Origin of the sequence: Aquitalea magnusonii (assembly GCF_002217795.2) — a bacterium.
Classification (GTDB): Bacteria; Pseudomonadota; Gammaproteobacteria; order Burkholderiales; family Chromobacteriaceae; genus Aquitalea; species Aquitalea magnusonii_B.
Genome location: NZ_AP018823.1, coordinates 434,918 through 451,634 on the forward strand (window position 1 = coordinate 434,918; position 16,717 = coordinate 451,634).

Below are 16,717 nucleotides of genomic sequence, written 5' to 3' on the forward strand. Positions count from 1 at the left end.
CCGTGACCGGTAAGGCGATACGGCTCTATAATCGACGGCTTGAGATCGCTTACCATCAGGAACACCCACAATGAGCAAACGCAAGATTCTGGTAACCAGTGCACTGCCTTACGCCAACGCGGGGCTGCATCTGGGCCACATGCTGGAACAGATCCAGACCGACGTCTGGGTGCGTTTCCAGAAAATGCGCGGGCACGAATGCTATTACGTGTGCGCGGACGACACCCACGGCGCCCCCATCATGCTGGCCGCCGAAAAGCAGGGCATCACCCCGACCCAGCTGGTGGATGCAGTACGCGAACTGCACCTGGCCGATTCGCAGGGCTTCCTGATTGGCCACGACAACTACTACAGCACCAACAGTCCGGAAAACAAGGCATTTGCCGAGCAGGTGTACAAGGCCCTGCGGGCGGATGACAAGATTTCCAGCCGCACCATCGAGCAATTGTTCGATCCGGAAAAACAGATGTTCCTGCCGGACCGCTTCGTCAAGGGCGAATGCCCCAAGTGCGCCGCCAAGGACCAGTATGGTGACAACTGTGAAGTGTGCGGTGCTACTTACAACCCGACCGAACTGAAAAACCCGTACTCGGCGGTGTCCGGTGCCAAGCCGGTACTGAAAACCTCCGAGCACTACTTCTTCCGCCTGGGCGAGTGTGCCGACTTCCTCAAGGGCTGGACCAGCGGCAGTAGCACCCGTGCCGATGGCGAGAGCCAGCCGCACCTGCAGCCCGAGTCGCTCAACAAGATGAACGAGTGGATCGAAGGCGGCCTGCAGGACTGGGACATCAGCCGTGATGCACCGTATTTCGGTTTTGAGATTCCGGATGCGCCGGGCAAGTACTTCTATGTGTGGCTGGATGCGCCGATTGGTTACATGGCCAGCTTCAAGCACCTGTGCGACAGCAAGGGCATCGATTTTGACGCCTGGTTCAAACCGGATTCGGACGCCGAGATGTATCACTTCATCGGCAAGGACATCCTGTACTTCCACGCACTGTTCTGGCCGGCCATGCTGCATTACTCCGGCTTGCGCGCGCCCACCGGCGTGTTTGCCCACGGCTTCCTCACCGTGGACGGGCAGAAAATGTCCAAGTCGCGCGGCACCTTCATCCAGGCCAAGAGCTATCTGGACTGCGGCCTGAACCCGGAGTGGATGCGCTACTACATGGCCGCCAAGCTCAATGGCCGTATCGAAGACATCGACCTCAACCTCAATGACTTCGTGGCACGGGTGAATTCCGACCTGGTGGGCAAGTACGTCAACATCGCCAGCCGCTCTGCCGGTTTCATCAGCAAGCGCTTTGGCGGCAAGCTGGCCGACAGCGTGGCGGACACCGCCATCCTGCACAAGCTGCAAGCGGCTGCGCCGGAACTGGCTGCCGCGTTTGAAGCCCGCGAATACGCCAAGGCACTGCGCGACGTGATGGCGCTGGCCGACGAGGTAAATGCCTATGTCGACGCCAACAAGCCGTGGGAGCTGGCCAAGCAGGAAGGGCAGGATGCGCGTCTGCAGGAAGTCTGCACCGTGCTGATCAACGCCTTCCGCCTGCTCACCATCTACCTCAAGCCGGTACTGCCCAAGCTGGCCGAAGGCGTGGAAGCCTTCCTCGGCGTGGCCCCGCTGGCCTGGTCCGATGCCGACAGCCTGCTGTTGGGCAACACCATCAACACCTATCAGCACCTGATGCAGCGCATCGACCCGGCGCTGATCGACAAACTGATCGAAGCAAACAAACAGAATATGCAAGCCACCAGCAACGCCCCGGCTGCCGCTGCTTACGAGCCGCTGGCCGATACCATCAAGATCGACGACTTTGCCAAGGTAGACCTGCGTATCGGCAAGGTACTGGCCTGCAACTTTGTTGAAGGTTCGGACAAGCTGCTGCAGTTCACCGTGGACCTGGGCTTTGAACAGCGCAACATCTTCTCCGGCATCCGCTCCGCCTATCAGGAGCCGGAAAAGCTGGTGGGCCGCAATGTGGTGGTGGTGGCCAATCTGGCCGAGCGCAAGATGCGCTTTGGCGTGTCGCAAGGCATGATCGTCTGCGCCTCCGGTGCCGACGACAATTCCGGCTTGTTCCTGCTGGATGTGGATCAGGGCGCGGCACCCGGCATGCGTATCGGTTAAGCGGACTGCGTTTCGCCCCCATACAGCCCTGCCCTTGATGTGGCAGGGCTTTTTTCTTTGCTGTGCCAGAAAAACGTCACGAACCTGTCATTTCGGACTGTTAGAGTGATTCCTCATAACGATGTGGAACTATATTGTTGGCTTATTTGTCAATAACGTGTTAAACCTTTAGATCAAACTAAAATTTTGTCGCAATGATAAAAAAAACAAGGAAATATAAAAATGCAAATCTCTCAACTGAAACCGGGTTACACCGTACTTGAGCATAAAGACAGTGGCGACATCGTCCACTACACCGTGGTCAGTATCCGCCAGGTAGGCAAGATGTTCGAAGTCACCTTCCAGTCCGTACTTGGTCTGGCTTCTGCCTTTTATCCGGCCAACGGCTTTATTCACGCCGCCGCCTGATTCGGCAAGGACCCGACTCCATCGGGTCAAAACAATTCAACCCACCCCGCCGCTGGCGGGGTTTTGTATTCTGGCAGGCCGCAAGCCTTGCATGTTGCCGCCGCCGCTTCTGCCTTATCATTGCCTTTTGATCAATTTGCCCGACCATGTCCCGTTTGCGCCCACTGCTGCCCGAGCTGATTGCCAATTTTCTGTTGCCCTGGTTGTGTTACCGCTGGGCCTTGCCGCAATGGGGGGAGGTCGGTGCGCTGATTGCATCCACCATGCCGCCCTTGTTGTGGAGTGGCATCGAGTTACTGCGTTTTCGTCGTGTTGATGCGCTCAGCCTGCTGGTACTGGCCGGCATCCTGCTGTCCTTGCTGGCCATGTTGCTGGGCGGCAGTCCGCGTGTTCTGCTGATGCGGGAGTCCTTGCTGTCCGGACTGTTTGGCGTGGCTTTTCTGCTGTCCTTGCTGGGTGGCAAGCCGCTGGTGTTCTACCTGGCGCGCGCCACGGTGGCGCGCGAGTCGGATGAGGGACTACGCCGTTTTGAACAGCGTTGGCAGGAGGCGGGCTTTCGTCGCGGCATCCGGCTGATGACGCTGCTGTGGGGGTGTGGCCTGACACTGGAAACCGCCTTGCGTGCCGTGATGGTCTCTAGCATGCCGGTGGAGCGTTTTCTGTTGTTGTCGCCCTTGGTCAGCTATGGCCTGATGGGCGTCATGCTGCTGTTGACCTGGCGCGGGCGTCTGCTGTTGCGCGCACAGGCTGCACCGGCATGATGGAGCAAGCACAAAAAAAGAGGCCGCCCGGGGAGGCGGCCTTGAATTTCCGTGATGAACACTTAGGAGAATACGCGCTGCACATCACCTGAGTGGGCGCAGAACGATTCAAACTGCACTGGCTACCTGTCTGCTGCACGTTCGCCTACGGGGAAGACGACGGGATGTGTGGCAGGCTGCTAGTCACTCATGGGGCAGAAGTGACTGGCGGTAACACAATACGTACTTTAGGCCAGGGATATTGAGGAGATGTGTCAGGCATCCGGGCAAATGTTAATAAGTTTTACAAATGAGTCGGCTGTCATATTAAAAAAATTTTAAGAAATTGTTGACAGCACATGCGGCAACTTGTACTATGCACTCCTCTTCTGAAGCAAAGACGCAGAAGACAGCGACAGAACACTGACGCGGGATGGAGCAGTCTGGTAGCTCGTCGGGCTCATAACCCGAAGGTCGTAGGTTCGAATCCTGCTCCCGCAACCAATTCCCTGCAGCGTGCTGCATGGTAGAAAAAGCCCCGACAAGCAATGCTTGCCGGGGCTTTTTCATTGCTCCTGGCCATGCCTGTCGGCCTTCCATCAAGGCAGCCTGCTTCCGGGGTGGCGTGCGGTCCGCGTTATACTGAAAGTTCTCCCACTTTCAGGCATAACCACCATGCGCATTGCTGTTTTCGATACCAAAAATTACGACCGCCAAAGCCTGGATGGTGCCAATCAGCAGTTCGGTCATCAACTGAGCTATTTCGAGCCCCGCTTGAACCGTGACACGCTGGAGCTGGTACACGGTGTGGATGCGGTCTGCCCTTTTGTCAATGACAGGCTGGATGCCGAAGTGATTGCCAGTCTGGCTGCGCGTGGCGTGCGCCTCATTACCTTGCGCTGTGCCGGTTTCAATGGGGTGGATCTGGCGGCATGTCGTCAGCATGGCATCACGGTGACGCGCGTTCCCGCTTATTCACCCCATGCTGTGGCTGAGCATGCGTTTGCGCTGTTGCTGGCCGTGGTGCGGCGTATTCACAAATCCTATGTCCGGGTGCGTGAAATGGATTTCTCGCTGGACGGGCTGGTGGGCTTTGATTTGTACCGCAAGACCATTGGCGTGGTCGGCACCGGGCGCATTGGCCAGGCCACGATTGCCATTGCCAAGGGCTTTGGCATGCGGGTGCTGGCATTTGATGTGTACCCGCAGGCCGGGCTGGATGAGAAGCTGGGCTTTGAATATGTTTCGCTGCCGCGCTTGCTGGCCGAGTGTGATGTGGTCAGCCTGCATTTGCCACTGACGGCAGAGACACAACACATGATCAATACCACCTCACTGGCCGGCATGAAGCCCGGCGCAGTGCTGATCAATACCAGCCGCGGCGGACTGATTGAAACCGCAGCGCTGATTGCCGCGTTGAAGGATGGACGCCTGGCGGGCGTGGGGCTGGATGTGTATGAGATGGAGGAGGGCGTGTTTTTTGAGAACCACTCCGAAGTTGGTCTGCAAGATGATCAACTGGCCCGCCTGCTCACCTTCCCCAATGTGCTGGTGACAGCACATCAGGGATTTCTGACACGTGAGGCGCTGGACAATATCGCCGAAACCACACTGGCGAATGCGACGGCTTTCGAGCGGGGCAGTCAGCTCGATAACAAGGTTTGAGCTGGCTGGCGCTCAGTCCTGCCTGCGCCGGAACACCCAGCGCTGTGTGTCCGATTCGCTGCTGTCGAATTGATAGCCCGCGAGCTTGAAGTCCTGCAGCGCTTCTGGCGTGTCTACCGCATGTAGGGCTGCCCAGCGTGCCATCAGTCCGCGCGCTTGTTTGGCATAAAAGCTGATGATCTTGTACTGGCCGTTCTTGAAGTCCTGGAATACCGGGGTGATCAGGCGGCCATGCAGTTTGTCCGTCTTGACCGATTTGAAGTATTCATCGGATGCCAGATTCACCAGCACCGGCTTGTCCGACCCATCCAGCAGCGTGTTCAGTGCATTGGTAATGCGCTGGCCCCAGAAAGCATACAGGTTGGCACCGCCCGGATTGGCCAGTTTGGTTCCCATCTCCAGGCGGTAGGGTTGCATCAGGTCCAGTGGCCGCAGCAGGCCATACAGGCCGGATAGAATGCGCAGATGGTTTTGCAGATACTCCAACTGGGCTTCGTTCAGGCTGGCGGCATCCAGTCCCTCGTAAACATCCCCCATAAAGGCCAGTACGGCTTGCTTGGCATTGTCAGGTGTAAAGTCGGGAGTCCAGTCGTGATAGCGGCCTACATTCAGTGTGGCCAGCGCATCGCTGATGCTCATCAGGCGGGCAATATCCGCCGGGCTTTTTTCGCGCAATACCGTGATCAGTTGCTGACTGTCGGCCAGAAAATCTGGCTGACTGTAGCGCGTGGTGTGTGGTGGCGTGGTGTAGTCCAGCGTTTTGGCTGGCGAGAGTACCATCAACATGAGGCAAATCCTTGCAGCGAAGTAAGGTGGGATTGTAGCGGAGACGGCGGCTTAGTGCGCCGCTTCCATGAGTCTGGCGGTGCCGGACACGCGAATCGAGCTGCCTTGTGCTGCTGGAATGGCGGCATGCAGGCAAGAGCGCTGGCCCATGTCCTCGCCTTGTATCACCGCGATATGGCCGCCATGCTCCCAGCCAATATCGCGCAGATAACCAGCCAGGGCGGCGGTGGCCGCTCCGGTGGCCGGGTCTTCATAGACGCCGCCGGCAGCAAAGGCATTGCGGCTGTGAAAGCGTTGCCGGTTCTCTGCCCACAGCAGCAGGATGGTGGTGAGACCGGCACGGCGCATCAAGTCGCGGCCTGCCAGTTGCGCGTAGCGCATGGCGGATAGCGTGGCACGCTCTTGTACCGCGAGCAGCAAGTGGTCTGCTCCGGCATGGATCAGGGCAGGAGGCAGCTTTGGGCAGAGCTGGTCGGCGCTTAGTCCGAACAGGTCGAGTGCTTCTTGCAGTAAGGCTGCAGGTGCCGCAGTACTGCGTGTCGGTGGCGATTGCAGGGCGGCGCTGAGCTGGCCTGCCTGGTATTGGCCACTGACGCTGATATTGGCCTGATTCAGTTGCAAGGGAAAATCCCCATTACCGTATTGCATGGCCAACGCCGCTCCCAGTGCAATGGTGGCATGGCCGCAAAACGGGACTTCTGCTTCTGGTGAAAAATAGCGCACCCGCCAGCCCTGGCCTTGCGGCATGGCAAATACGGTTTCCGAGAAGCCCAGTCGTGCGGCAATACTTTGCATTTCGCGATCACTGGGCAGGCTGGGCTGGAGCACTACACCGGCCGGGTTGCCACCGCTGTCGCCATCGGAAAATGCGGCAATCTTCAGAATATTCATCACAGGCTCCCGCCGGGTAGAATGGCACGTCAGATTTCAGGAGATGTGGGCATGCGGGTGCTTGTTCAACGGGTAAGCGAAGCGAAGGTGACAGTGGCAGGTGAAACATGCGGGCAGATTGCTGCCGGCCTGCTATTGCTGGTGGGGGTGGAAGAAGTGGATACGCAGCAGGATATCGACTGGCTGGTGCGCAAGATCAGCCAGTTGCGGATTTTCAATGATGATGCAGGGGTGATGAATCTTTCCCTGCTGGACTGTGGTGCAGAGGCGCTGGCGGTCAGCCAGTTCACCCTGTTTGCCTCTACCCGCAAGGGCAATCGCCCGTCCTACAGCCGTGCTGCGCGTGGTGATATTTCCCGTCCCGTGTTCGAACAGTTTGTTGACAGTCTGAGCCGGGCGATTGGCCGCGTGGTGCCGACGGGGATTTTTGGGGCAGATATGAAGGTGAGTCTGGTGAATGACGGCCCGGTCACCATTTTGCTGGACAGCCGGAATCCGGAATAAGTGCCTGAGCGCAGGACTGGCTGAACGGAAATAAAAAACCCGCCAAGGCGGGTTTTTTCATGGATGGTGGTCAAGGGATTACAGGCCCTGGGTCTCGATGCGGACGCGCTGTCCCGGCTGCAGGCGGGTGAGCTGGTTGGCATCGTTCCAGCGCTGGATGTCGGCATGGTTCACACCAAATCGACGCGCAATGCTGTATACGGTGTCGCCACGTTGCACGACATATTCGGCCGGCACGGCACCGGTGGCCGCCGTCGTGCCACTGCTGACCTTGACCAGCGCTTCATCCTGCGCGGACGGTGCTGCCACCGCCTCGGCCAGCATGGTGTTGCTGGCCAGCGGGTTGGGCTTGACGCGGATGGTTTGGCCCAGTTTCACCGTGCTGTCACTCAGGTTGTTGTAGGACTTGAGATCAGCCACGCTCACATTGTAACGACGCGAGATATTGAACAGGGTATCGCCACTGACCACGGTGTGTTGGCTGGCTGCCGGGTTGACACTGGCCAGGCGCGCTTCCAGCGGCTTGGGCGGCGGGGTGGTGCTGGACGGCAGGCTGGGTGCTTCGGCCTTGGCCACTACCAGCGGCTTGCTAGCAGGGTTTGCCGCAGCGGCTTCTGCCACATCAGCCGTGCTGGCCGCTGCAGTGGCGACCGTATTGGCAGCCGGAGTGGCGCTGGTGCTTGCCGCGGCTACCGTTGATGTGCTCGGCGTCACGCTCTTGTCAGCCGATGCGATAGTAATGGCTGGGCTGCTGGTTTGCGCCACCGGACGAATGCTGGCCACCAGGGTTTGCGGCTTGGTTACTGCCGGAGTGCTCACGGCAACCGTAACAGGCTTGGCTTGCATGGCAACTGCGGTGACTGGTTGCGGCTTGGCGCTGGCAATCAGGCTGTCACTGGCTGCCAGATTGTTGTCGGTACCATCAAGCGGGGTTGCAAGCGGGGTGGCACCATCGCTCTTGCCGCGCAGCGCAACCAGCACCGGGCGGCCTGCGGTGAGATTACGCGAACCGAGCTTGTTGACGTTTTGCAGTTCACCCGGACTCATGCCATAGCGTTCGGCCACACTGGCTACGTTTTCATCCGCCGTCGGGGTATATACCTGCCAGCTCAGCAGTGGCTTGTCCCAGTGCGACAGGTTGTAATCGAACTTGTCGGCCTTGGCCAGCGGAATCAGCATCTGGCGGCCTGGCTTGTGGGCATAGACCGGCAGATTGAAAGCCGGGTTCAGCTCCTTGAATTCGGCGACCGACATGCCTGCCATCTTGGCGGCCACTTCGATATCCATGTGACGCCCGGTGGATACCGCAATGAAGTAGGGCTTGTTGGGGAATTTATCCAGCCGGATACCGTATTTTTCCGGCTGGCTGAGGATGTTGCGAACGGCAATCAGCTTGGGCGCGTAATTGCGGGTTTCGTTCGGCATCTTGATGTTTTCGTAGGTCGGCTCCAGTCCGGCAGCCTGGGCGCGTGCAATGGCGCGTGCCAGATTGCCTTCGCCCCAGTTGTAGGCGGCCAGTGCCAGATTCCAGTCGCCAAACTGCGCATACAGGTTTTGCAGGTAGTCCAGCGCGGCGCGGGTGGCTTCCATGATGTCGCGGCGGCCGTCATACCACCAGGTTTGTTCCAGGCCATAGTGACGGCCAGTAGCTGGCATGAATTGCCACAGGCCGGCAGCGCCTACCGGCGAATTGGCGGTAGGGACAAAAGCGCTTTCCACCACCGGCAGGAAAGCAATTTCGGTCGGCATGCCGCGTCGTTCCACTTCATTCATGATGTGGAACAAGTATTTGTGGCTGCGATCAAGAATGCGTTTGAAGTATTCCGGCTTGCTGCTGTACAGGCGTTCCTGCTTGCGCACGATCTCGGCATTGACTTCCGGCAGCTGGAAACCTTCGCGTGCGCGTTCCCAGACGTTGTCGCCATTACGCAGCAAACTGGAGTTGAGCAGCATCATGTCCAGGCCTGCCGCCTGGGCTTCATCCACCCCTACCGACTGGCGAAATGCGCCGGAATCGGCATGCGCCAACGATGGCAAGGAAAATGCAAATGACAGCGAAAGTGCCAATGGGGTGATTCTTTTCATCTGGCCGGCCCGGATTTCTGATCTGGGCCGATGCTAAACACCACCCCATGGTGTGTCAATGAAAAAAGACAAATCATTTCATGAGCTTTGCGCGAATAGGTCCTTGCTGATAATTGATTACAGCGGTCAGGCTTTTGTTAAGAATGATCTACCCGGAATGCATGTCAGCGGAAATTGTTCTTCCATTCGCGCAACACCGCAAACACCTCGACCCGTTGGGAAAGCGCTTGTCCGGCATGGCGGCTGGCCATGTCTTGTACGCTGCTGATACCGCTGCGCATAAAGGGGTTGGTGGTTTTTTCCAGTCCCAGTTCGGTGGGCAGGGTGGGCAGGCCCATGGCAATTTGTTTCTGGTCCAGCAACTGCCTGAGCTGGATTTCGTCATTGTCCGGCTCCACGGCAAGGGCGAATTTGAGATTGGACAAGGTGTATTCGTGCGCCGGGTAAAAGCGGGTGGTATCCGGTAATGCGGCCAGCTTGTCCAGCGAAGCCAGCATTTGTGCCGGGCTACCCTCAAACAGCCTGCCACAGCCAGCGCCAAACAGGGTGTCACCGCAAAACAGTTGGCCATGACCGTAATAGCCCAGGTGATCCAGCGTATGGCCGGGCAGGGCCAGCACTTCAAATGCATAGCCATGCCAATGCACCGTGGCACCTTCCATCACGGGCTGGTTGACGCCGGCAATGCCCGCCGGGCCATACACCCGTGCTTGTGGCCAGCGTTGCAACAGTTCAGCCAAGCCGCCGCAATGATCGGCATGGTGGTGGGTGATGAGAATGGTTTGTAGTGCCAGGCCGCGTTGCTCCAGAACGGTGATCAGCGGCGCGGCTTCTCCCGGGTCGACTGCAAGTGCACCGGTGCCCTGTTGCAAAACCCAGATATAATTGTCGGCAAATGCCCGAACGGGGGTAACGGTAAACATGGTCGGATCGGACTCCTTCAATGATGCAAGCGTTTTCCACGTGGCTGACCACAACCGAGCTGGGACATTACCTGCTGCAGTGTGAACAGGCATTTTTCGATCGGGCGGTCGCCGATATTTTCGGTTTTCATGCTGTACAGATGGGCCTGCCCGAGGTGGACTTCCTTGCCGCCAACCGCATTCCCTGGCAATGCCATGCCGCCGAGGGCGGCAAGGCGCAGATCATCTGCCAGCCGACGCAGTTGCCGTTTGAATCGCGCAGCCTGGACTTGCTGGTGATGCCCCATCTGCTGGATTTTACCACCGAGCCGCATCAGGTTCTGCGCGAGGTGGAGCGTGTACTGATGCCGGAGGGACGTTTACTGATGACCGGTTTCAACCCGGTATCCTTGTGGGGCGTGCGGCGTCTGATTCAGGGGCGCGCAGATACCCCGTGGCGTGGCAATTTTTTCCCCTTGATCCGCATTCGCGACTGGCTGAAGCTGCTGGACCTCGAACCGGTTGCCGGTTGCTTCATGGCTTATGCCCCGCCGTTGTCGCAACAAGGCTGGCTGGAGCGCTTTGGCTTTATGGAGCGTGCCGGGGACAAATGGTGGCCGCTGGCCGCTGGTGTGTACGGGATAGAAGCGGTCAAGCGCCAGCGTGGCATGCGTCTGCTCACGCCGGCGTGGAAGACCGCCAAGCCGGCCAAGGGACTGGTGGTGGCCGGAGGCAATGAACGTCACCCCAGCCGCAGGCAAACGCCATCCAGCCATCGCCAGGTTGGCGGTGATCAGGATTGAACGGACCTGATTGAATCAGCCCAGCCCTTGATGGGTGGGGCCAACAGAACAGAGAAACATGACAACTGAAGACTGTGTCGAGATTTATACCGATGGTGCCTGCAAAGGAAATCCCGGTCCCGGTGGCTGGGGCGCGCTGTTGCGCTTCAAGGGCAAGGAGAAGGAGTTGTTTGGCGGCGAACGCGGCACCACCAATAACCGTATGGAGCTACTGGCCGTTATCCGCGGCCTGGCGGCACTGAACCGGCCCTGTCATGTGGTGGTCTATACCGACTCGCAATATGTTCAGAAGGGTATTTCGGAGTGGATTCATGGCTGGAAGGCCCGTGGTTGGAAAACGGCAGCCAAGGAACCGGTAAAGAACGCCGATCTGTGGCAGATGCTGGACGCCGAGCGTAACCGCCACACCCATGTGGATTGGCGCTGGGTCAAAGGCCATGCCGGCCACGAATTCAACGAACGGGCCGACCAGTTGGCCAACCGTGGTGTTGAATCCCTGTAAACCGTTTTGCCTCCTTATTGATTGGGACCGGTGCAAGCCGGTCCGCCAGAAAGCAGCATGAGACAGATTATTCTCGATACTGAAACTACCGGTCTTGACCCGGACCAGGGCCATCGCATCATCGAATTTGCCGGTCTGGAAATGATCAACCGCAAGCTCACCGGCCAGCACCTGCATCTATATATCCACCCCGAGCGTGATATCGATCCGGATGCCGAGCGGGTACACGGCATCTCGCTGGCTTCGCTGGAAGGCAAGCCGCGCTTTGCCCAGGTGGCAGAGCAGATGGCTGATTTCATGCGTGATGCCGAATTGATCATTCACAACGCGCCATTTGACGTCAAATTCCTCAACGCCGAGTTTGACCGGCTGGGCCTGCCCAAAATCAATCAGCTGGTTGCCCAGGTGACCGACACCCTGGCCATGGCGCGTGACCAGTTTCCCGGCAAGCGTAACAGCCTGGATGCCCTGTGTGACCGTTTTGATATCGACCGTTCCAACCGTACCCTGCACGGCGCGCTGATCGACTGCGAACTGCTGTCCGAAGTGTATTTGTGGATGACCCGTGGCCAGGAAAGCCTGGTGATGGATATCGACGTGGATACCGGCAATGCGCAGGGCGGTGATATCCAGTTCGAGCGCAAGCCGCTATTGGTCAAACGTGCCAGCGCGGAAGAGCTGGCTGCGCATCAGGCTTATCTGGGTGAGTTGGACAAGGCGGTCAAGGGTAGCTGCCTGTGGCGCACCCTGGAAAACCCACCTGCAGGAGATGCTGCATGACGCGCTATCTGGCATTGGTGCCCGCTGCCGGCTCTGGCAGCCGCTTTGGCGGCCCCAGCCCCAAACAGTATCTGCAGCTCAATGGTCGCCCACTGATGTGGCATACCTTGCAAGCACTCAGCCAGGTTGAGGCCATCAGCGAAGTGGTGCTGGTGTTGTCGCCGGGTGATGAGTGGTTTGACGACTTTGACTGGGACCTGCCCAAGTTGCGGGTACACCGGGTAGGCGGGGCGAGCAGGGCGGAAAGCGTGCGCAACGGACTGGAAGCCATGGCGGCTGGTGAGCAAGATTGGGTGCTGGTACACGATGCCGCCCGCTGTTGCCTGTCGGTGGCGGCGGTAGAGCGGCTGATTGCCACGCTGGCAGATGACCAGGTGGGTGGCCTGCTGGCCTTACCGGTGCCCGATACGGTCAAGCGTGCCGATGCCGAGGGGCGCATCAGCGCCACCGTGCCGCGCCAGGGCCTGTGGCTGGCCCAAACCCCGCAGATGTTCCGTGCCGGCCTGCTGGCGCGCGCGCTGGCCGGCAGTGTGGCGGATGAAGTGACTGACGAAGCCTCGGCCATCGAACGGCATGGACACAAGCCACGCCTGGTGGAAGGCGATGCACAGAACTTCAAGGTGACTTACCCGCGCGACCTGGCCTTGGCCCGGGCGATCCTGGCTTCACGAAAGGACTGAACCCCATGTTCCGAGTTGGACAAGGTTACGATGTACACCAACTGGTGGCAGGCCGCCCGCTGATCCTGGGTGGGGTGACGATTCCGCACAGCCACGGCCTGCTGGGCCATTCCGATGCCGACGCCCTGTTGCACGCCATTACCGACGCGGTATTGGGCGCGGCGGCCCTGGGCGATATTGGCCGTCATTTCCCAGATACTGACGAACGGTTCAAAGGGGCTGACAGCCGCGTGCTGCTGCGCGAAGCCGTTGCCCGTGTGCGCGCCGCAGGTTGGCAGGTGGTGAATGTGGACGCCACGCTGATTGCCCAGCAACCCAAGCTGGCACCGCATATCGATGCCATGTGCGCGACGATTGCCGCCGATCTGGGGATTGCGGTGAAGGCGGTCAATGTGAAAGGCAAGACCAACGAAAAGCTGGGCTATCTTGGCCGAGCCGAGGCCATAGAGGCGCAAGCCATCTGCCTGTTGATGCCCTTGGCTTGATGGCGTTTCACCCGACAGATGCAAGCTGATGTGGGATAATCCACCGCAGGATGTGCAATCGAACTTACTGATGGAGGTATCAACATGCTGACCCAAGACCAACTCAAGCTGGCTGTCGCCAAACAGGCGCTGGAATTCGTGCCGGACGACTGCATCATCGGTGTGGGCACCGGCAGCACGGTGAACCTCTTCATTGAAGAACTGGCCAGCATCAAGGGCCGCATCAAGGGGGCCGTATCCAGTTCGGAAGCCTCCACTGCCCGGCTGAAGGCGCACCACATTCCGGTTTTCGAGCTGAATGACGTGGAAAAACTGGAGGTGTATATCGATGGTGCCGATGAAATCAACCATCACCTGCACATGATCAAGGGCGGTGGCGCGGCGCTGACGCGTGAGAAGATTGTTGCCAGCGTGGCCGAACAGTTTGTCTGCATTGCCGATGAAAGCAAGTATGTGCTGAAGCTGGGTGCGTTTCCGCTGCCCATCGAAGTCATTCCGATGGCACGCAGCTCGGTGGCCCGTCAGTTGGTGGCGCTGGGTGGCCATCCGGAACTGCGCCAGGGCGTCGTCACCGACAACGGCAATCTGATTCTTGACGTACACGGCCTCACCATCAACACGCCGGTGGAGCTGGAAGAAGCCATCAACCATATCGCCGGTGTCGTCACCTGTGGTCTGTTTGCCCGCCGTCGCGCCGACGTGCTGGTGCTGGGCCGCCAGAACGGTGTGGAAGTGATCCGTTAATGCCGCACCGCTGTGGACCTGTTCAGCTTATTGACCAAGCCCATCTCGCTTGCAAGGAAAGGGCGGGGGGATTGGGAATAGATGGGTAGGCTGCGGAAGAAATAAGCAAGTGGAAAGGCCCGGCTTTGCCGGGTCAAGTGCAATCGTACCAACTTACTTTGTCAGCAGCCTGACAGGCCCGTCTTGATTAAATGTCATCAGCCTGTCATCTGGCCAGCTTATCATCCCCCTTTACCTGAATTTCGCATTCGTTCAAGAGGCAGACATGGCAGAACACATCTCCAAGCAGTTCGACATGGAACTGGAAACCATCCGTACCCGCGTACTGCAAATGGGTGGCCTGGTGGAACAACAGATCCTGTCTGCTATCGATGCGCTCATGTCCGGTGACATCGCCAAGTTTGACAAGGTGATTGCCGAAGACGCGCTGGTCAACTCCATGGAAGTGGCCATCGATGACGACTGTCAGCACATCATCGCCCGTCGCCAGCCGGCCGCCAGCGACCTGCGCATCATCATCACCGTGATCAAGACCATTACCGATCTGGAACGCATTGGTGATGAAGCGCAAAAGATTGCCCGCATGGGTAAAACCATCTATCAGTCCGAGCGTTACCAGATGCCGCGCTTCCGCGAAATCCGCAAGATGGCGGAAGTGGCGCTGGCCATGCTGCGCCGCGCACTGGATGCGTTTGCGCGGCTGGATGCCACCGCAGCGCTGGAGCTGGCCGAAGAAGACATGCGACTGGACGACGATTTCGCCGCCGAACTGCGCCAGTTGATTACCTTCATGATGGAAGACCCGCGCACCATCAGCATGTCCATCGACACCCTGTTCATTTCCAAGGCCATCGAGCGCATTGGCGACCACGCCAAGAACATCTCGGAATATGTGGTGTATCTGGTGAAGGGCAAGGACATCCGTCATACCTCGCTGGAAACCATCAAGCGGGAAACGCTGGGTCACTGATCAAGCGCAATGACGCAATTGCACAAATGGCGGTAACATCCCGGATGTTACTGCCATTTTTTATTGAATAATCCATGGCGGAGCAGTGCCCAGACCATGCAGTCCGTCCTGACTCCGCAGCAAACCATATTGGAAAAGGCTAGCCTTTGACCACAACCCTGCCCACCCCTGATGTGCTGGCCACGGTCGATCTGGGGTCCAACACCTTCCGCCTGCAAGTGTCACGTGTTGTAGAAGACCAGCTCTACCCGCTGGATGCGATGAAAGAAACCGTCCGCCTGGGGGCCGGCCTGACTGCCGACAAATACCTGGACGATGTCACACAAGAAAAGGCGCTGGCCTGCATGGCACGCTTTGGCGAACGTCTGCGCGGCTTCAGTCCGCGGCAGGTGCGTATTGTGGGCACCAACACCCTGCGCGTGGCGAAGAACTCGGCCGAATTCATCCAGCGGGCTGAGGCGCTGCTGGGCTTTCCGATTGAAATCATTGCCGGTCGCGAAGAAGCACGGCTGGTGTATATCGGTGCCGCCCATTCCCTGCCCGCCACCAAGGAAAGACGCCTGGTGGTGGACATCGGTGGCGGCTCTACCGAATTTGTCATTGGCAGCCAGTTCAAGGCGCATGTGACGGAAAGCCTGCCGCTTGGCTGTGTCAGCTTCAGCCTGCGCTACTTTGCCGACGGCAAGCTGAGCCGTAGCAATTTTGCCGATGCCACCCTGGCCGCGCGCAACGAAATCCAGCGCATTGCCAGCGAGTACCGCCCGGAGGAATGGCAACTGGCGGTCGGCACTTCCGGCACCGCCCGTTCCCTGCGTGACATCCTGGAAATCAACGACTGGTCGGCATCGGATATCACGCTGGATGGCATGCTGCAATTGCGAGCCGAACTCATCAAGCGGGAAAACCTGAAAAATGTCAGCCTCAATGGTCTGAAGGCAGACCGCCTGCCGGTACTGCCTGGCGGGCTGGCCATCATGATTGCCATCTTCGAAGAACTGGGAGTGAGCAAGATGACGGTGGCTGAAGGTGCGCTGCGCGATGGTGTGCTGTACGACCTGTTGGGTCGCCAGCGTGAAAAGGACATGCGTGAAAGCACGGTGCAGCTATTCAAACGCCGCTACCACGTTGATGTGCAGCAGAGCGAACGGGTGCAATTGCTGGCCGAACGTTTGTACCGCATGGTGGCTGGCGAGGATATCGACCAGGACATGCTCAAGCGCCTGGTCTGGGCTGCACGGCTGCATGAAATCGGCCTGACCATCGCCCACACCGCCTATCACAAGCATTCGGCCTACATCCTGCAGAATGCCGACATGCCGGGCTTTTCCAAGCGTGAGCAGGCCATGCTGGCCACCATTGTGCTGGGGCATCGTGGGGACATGGGCAAAATGCAGCAGGTGGTGCATGACTCCGCGCTGTGGCAGGCCGTGGTGGCGCTTCGACTGGCGGTGCTGTTCTATCGCAGCCGCCATCCGATACCGCTGTCCGATCTGCTGGATCTGAAGTCGGCAGCCAAAGGTTTCGTGCTGAGCGTCAGCAAGAATTGGCTGAAAGATAATCCGCTGACGGCCAGTGCCTTCCGCCAGGAAGTGCTGCAGTGGAAGAATGTTGGTTTCGAACTCGAAATCAACCAGATCTGAC

The 16,717-nt window shown here is 58.7% G+C and carries 17 protein-coding genes and 1 tRNA gene; 14 read left to right on the forward strand and 4 right to left on the reverse strand.

The genetic code is table 11. The features are described 5' to 3' along the window. Positions 1-70 precede the first annotated feature (70 nt). The 5 genes from metG (at position 71) to DLM_RS02130 (ending at position 4,944) form a co-directional block, all read left to right on the forward strand. Positions 71-2,131, forward strand: coding sequence for a methionine--tRNA ligase (gene metG / locus DLM_RS02110; RefSeq protein ID WP_089085005.1), 2,061 nt, complete (start codon positions 71-73; stop codon positions 2,129-2,131). A gap of 222 nt (positions 2,132-2,353) precedes the next feature. Next, positions 2,354-2,539, forward strand: coding sequence for a hypothetical protein (locus DLM_RS02115; protein ID WP_045845657.1), 186 nt, complete (start codon positions 2,354-2,356; stop codon positions 2,537-2,539). A gap of 146 nt (positions 2,540-2,685) precedes the next feature. Beyond that, positions 2,686-3,300, forward strand: coding sequence for a VC0807 family protein (locus tag DLM_RS02120; protein ID WP_089085004.1), 615 nt, complete (start codon positions 2,686-2,688; stop codon positions 3,298-3,300). 406 nt (positions 3,301-3,706) lie between these two features. Next, positions 3,707-3,783, forward strand: a tRNA-Met gene (locus tag DLM_RS02125). Between the two features lie 171 nt (positions 3,784-3,954). Next, on the forward strand, positions 3,955-4,944 hold the full coding sequence (locus DLM_RS02130; RefSeq protein WP_089085003.1) for a 2-hydroxyacid dehydrogenase: 990 nt from the start codon (positions 3,955-3,957) through the stop codon (positions 4,942-4,944). 12 nt (positions 4,945-4,956) lie between these two features. Here the strand turns inward: DLM_RS02130 and yaaA are convergent, their stop codons facing one another. Beyond that, positions 4,957-5,730, reverse strand: coding sequence for a peroxide stress protein YaaA (yaaA, locus tag DLM_RS02135; RefSeq protein ID WP_089085002.1), 774 nt, complete (start codon positions 5,728-5,730; stop codon positions 4,957-4,959). A 51-nt stretch (positions 5,731-5,781) separates the two neighbouring features. Beyond that, entirely contained in the window at positions 5,782-6,621 is an 840-nt protein-coding gene (locus tag DLM_RS02140; RefSeq protein ID WP_089085001.1) for a PhzF family phenazine biosynthesis protein, read from the reverse strand. Positions 6,622-6,672: 51 nt separating this feature from the next. Between DLM_RS02140 and dtd the strand changes: the two genes are divergently transcribed. Further along, positions 6,673-7,125: a D-aminoacyl-tRNA deacylase gene (dtd, locus tag DLM_RS02145; protein WP_089085000.1), complete on the forward strand. Its 453-nt coding sequence runs from the start codon at positions 6,673-6,675 to the stop codon at positions 7,123-7,125. 78 nt (positions 7,126-7,203) lie between these two features. Here dtd and DLM_RS02150 read toward each other — a convergent pair whose 3' ends face one another. Together DLM_RS02150 and gloB are read right to left on the reverse strand one after the other, a co-directional pair. Beyond that, positions 7,204-9,210 (reverse strand): LysM peptidoglycan-binding domain-containing protein, encoded by a 2,007-nt coding sequence (locus tag DLM_RS02150; RefSeq protein ID WP_089084999.1) that lies wholly within the window; start codon positions 9,208-9,210, stop codon positions 7,204-7,206. Positions 9,211-9,374: 164 nt separating this feature from the next. Beyond that, a complete protein-coding gene (gene gloB / locus DLM_RS02155) occupies positions 9,375-10,133 on the reverse strand; it encodes a hydroxyacylglutathione hydrolase (protein WP_089085098.1) in 759 nt (252 codons plus the stop codon). A 20-nt stretch (positions 10,134-10,153) separates the two neighbouring features. Here gloB and DLM_RS02160 point away from each other — a divergent pair, with 20 nt between their 5' ends. From DLM_RS02160 to ppx, 8 genes are all read left to right on the forward strand, one after another. Then, positions 10,154-10,915, forward strand: a complete 762-nt coding sequence (locus DLM_RS02160; RefSeq protein WP_089084998.1) for a class I SAM-dependent methyltransferase — start codon at positions 10,154-10,156, stop codon at positions 10,913-10,915. Positions 10,916-10,973: 58 nt separating this feature from the next. Next, positions 10,974-11,417, forward strand: a complete 444-nt coding sequence (rnhA, locus tag DLM_RS02165; protein WP_089084997.1) for a ribonuclease HI — start codon at positions 10,974-10,976, stop codon at positions 11,415-11,417. Between the two features lie 57 nt (positions 11,418-11,474). Continuing rightward, positions 11,475-12,197: a DNA polymerase III subunit epsilon gene (gene dnaQ, locus DLM_RS02170; RefSeq protein WP_089084996.1), complete on the forward strand. Its 723-nt coding sequence runs from the start codon at positions 11,475-11,477 to the stop codon at positions 12,195-12,197. Beyond that, complete coding sequence (gene ispD, locus DLM_RS02175) at positions 12,194-12,877, forward strand: 2-C-methyl-D-erythritol 4-phosphate cytidylyltransferase (protein WP_089084995.1); 684 nt, start codon at positions 12,194-12,196, stop codon at positions 12,875-12,877. The genes dnaQ and ispD overlap by 4 nt, the downstream gene beginning before the upstream one ends. Positions 12,878-12,882: 5 nt before the next feature. Next, positions 12,883-13,362, forward strand: a complete 480-nt coding sequence (ispF, locus tag DLM_RS02180; protein WP_089084994.1) for a 2-C-methyl-D-erythritol 2,4-cyclodiphosphate synthase — start codon at positions 12,883-12,885, stop codon at positions 13,360-13,362. 84 nt (positions 13,363-13,446) lie between these two features. Then, positions 13,447-14,106 carry a ribose-5-phosphate isomerase RpiA gene (gene rpiA / locus DLM_RS02185; RefSeq protein WP_089084993.1) on the forward strand — a complete coding sequence of 220 codons (660 nt, stop codon included), beginning with the start codon at positions 13,447-13,449 and terminating at the stop codon, positions 14,104-14,106. Positions 14,107-14,371: 265 nt separating this feature from the next. Next, the gene (gene phoU / locus DLM_RS02190) at positions 14,372-15,076 is read left to right on the forward strand and encodes a phosphate signaling complex protein PhoU (RefSeq protein ID WP_089084992.1); all 705 of its coding nucleotides are present in this window, start codon (positions 14,372-14,374) and stop codon (positions 15,074-15,076) included. 173 nt (positions 15,077-15,249) lie between these two features. Next, on the forward strand, positions 15,250-16,716 hold the full coding sequence (gene ppx, locus DLM_RS02195; RefSeq protein WP_089085097.1) for an exopolyphosphatase: 1,467 nt from the start codon (positions 15,250-15,252) through the stop codon (positions 16,714-16,716). The last annotated feature ends 1 nt before the right edge of the window (position 16,717 follow it).

Bases quoted from the DNA above. Each gene is read 5' to 3' on its own strand.
- yaaA (WP_089085002.1), bottom strand. From the start codon at position 5,730: ATGTTGATGGTACTCTCGCCAGCCAAAACGCTGGACTACACCACGCCA.
- DLM_RS02130 (WP_089085003.1), top strand. From the start codon at position 3,955: ATGCGCATTGCTGTTTTCGATACCAAAAATTACGACCGCCAAAGCCTG.
- gloB (WP_089085098.1), bottom strand. From the start codon at position 10,133: ATGTTTACCGTTACCCCCGTTCGGGCATTTGCCGACAATTATATCTGG.
- ispD (WP_089084995.1), top strand. From the start codon at position 12,194: ATGACGCGCTATCTGGCATTGGTGCCCGCTGCCGGCTCTGGCAGCCGC.
- DLM_RS02160 (WP_089084998.1), top strand. From the start codon at position 10,154: ATGATGCAAGCGTTTTCCACGTGGCTGACCACAACCGAGCTGGGACAT.
- ispF (WP_089084994.1), top strand. From the start codon at position 12,883: ATGTTCCGAGTTGGACAAGGTTACGATGTACACCAACTGGTGGCAGGC.
- DLM_RS02120 (WP_089085004.1), top strand. From the start codon at position 2,686: ATGTCCCGTTTGCGCCCACTGCTGCCCGAGCTGATTGCCAATTTTCTG.
- phoU (WP_089084992.1), top strand. From the start codon at position 14,372: ATGGCAGAACACATCTCCAAGCAGTTCGACATGGAACTGGAAACCATC.
- dtd (WP_089085000.1), top strand. From the start codon at position 6,673: ATGCGGGTGCTTGTTCAACGGGTAAGCGAAGCGAAGGTGACAGTGGCA.
- DLM_RS02150 (WP_089084999.1), bottom strand. From the start codon at position 9,210: ATGAAAAGAATCACCCCATTGGCACTTTCGCTGTCATTTGCATTTTCC.
- DLM_RS02115 (WP_045845657.1), top strand. From the start codon at position 2,354: ATGCAAATCTCTCAACTGAAACCGGGTTACACCGTACTTGAGCATAAA.
- dnaQ (WP_089084996.1), top strand. From the start codon at position 11,475: ATGAGACAGATTATTCTCGATACTGAAACTACCGGTCTTGACCCGGAC.
- rnhA (WP_089084997.1), top strand. From the start codon at position 10,974: ATGACAACTGAAGACTGTGTCGAGATTTATACCGATGGTGCCTGCAAA.
- DLM_RS02140 (WP_089085001.1), bottom strand. From the start codon at position 6,621: ATGAATATTCTGAAGATTGCCGCATTTTCCGATGGCGACAGCGGTGGC.
- metG (WP_089085005.1), top strand. From the start codon at position 71: ATGAGCAAACGCAAGATTCTGGTAACCAGTGCACTGCCTTACGCCAAC.
- rpiA (WP_089084993.1), top strand. From the start codon at position 13,447: ATGCTGACCCAAGACCAACTCAAGCTGGCTGTCGCCAAACAGGCGCTG.